Raw genomic sequence first — 745 nt, 5'->3', positions numbered from 1 at the left:
TGCTGACAAGTCAGCCTTGAGGGCGTCTAGCTGGCTTAGGGCTTTGGCTCTAGCCGACGCTAAGCGTTCTTTATAGCTGAGGTTGCTAGTATCCTCAGCGGCTAGAGCATCTGTCGCCTCTGCTTGGACTGGCTCACTTGATGCTGGCTTAGCAGGGTTAGCAAGTTTGGTTGCCGCCTTGTGCTCCTCTGCCTTGGCTTTGGCACGCTTGAGGATGCGATCAAAGGCGTCTGTATCTGTTGCTGCCTTGATCTGGTTGCTGTAGCTGGTGTAGCTATCATGATCCAGGTCGCCTTTGAGGGCTTCTAGCTCCTTGAGGGCTTTTTGGCGTGCTGTCTCTAGCTGCTTGGCATAGCTGGCTTGAGGGGCAACTGCTTCCACACTTGGTGCGACAGGGGCTTCTGGCGCCTTATCAGCTTGTGCTGGTGTCGTTGGAACTTGAGCGTCGGCTTGGGTGATGAGCAAGCTTTCCGTCTCAAGGGTGTCGCTGGTCGTTGGAGAGGTTCCTTGGGTTGCCTCACCAGAGTCAGGTGTTCCCTGGGCTTTGGCTATCTGCTCGGCCAGAGCCTTGTCATTGACCCCTAGGGTCATCAACCCTAGAAGGACAGATGCCGCCCCGTAAGCCTTGAACTTACGGATCGAGAATATCTGTCGTTGATCTCTTTGAAATTGCATATGTTCTCCTTTTGATGTGATAAATGGCATTCGTCAAGACTCAAAAGGCTAGGCCTTTGACTTGCTTTGG

At 53.3% G+C, this 745-nt stretch carries 1 protein-coding gene; it reads right to left on the bottom strand.

Features of this window, described 5'->3' with window-relative positions; translation table 11 throughout:
* Positions 1-675 (bottom strand): YSIRK-type signal peptide-containing protein (locus tag ACMZ6Z_RS09530; RefSeq protein WP_416132280.1); only part of this gene is annotated, 675 nt, incomplete at its 3' end.
* Positions 676-745: the final 70 nt, after the last annotated feature.

The organism is Streptococcus pluranimalium (assembly GCF_047785705.1).
Taxonomy (GTDB): domain Bacteria; phylum Bacillota; class Bacilli; order Lactobacillales; family Streptococcaceae; genus Streptococcus; species Streptococcus pluranimalium_A.
This window is presented reverse-complemented; position numbering and strand designations above follow the sequence as displayed.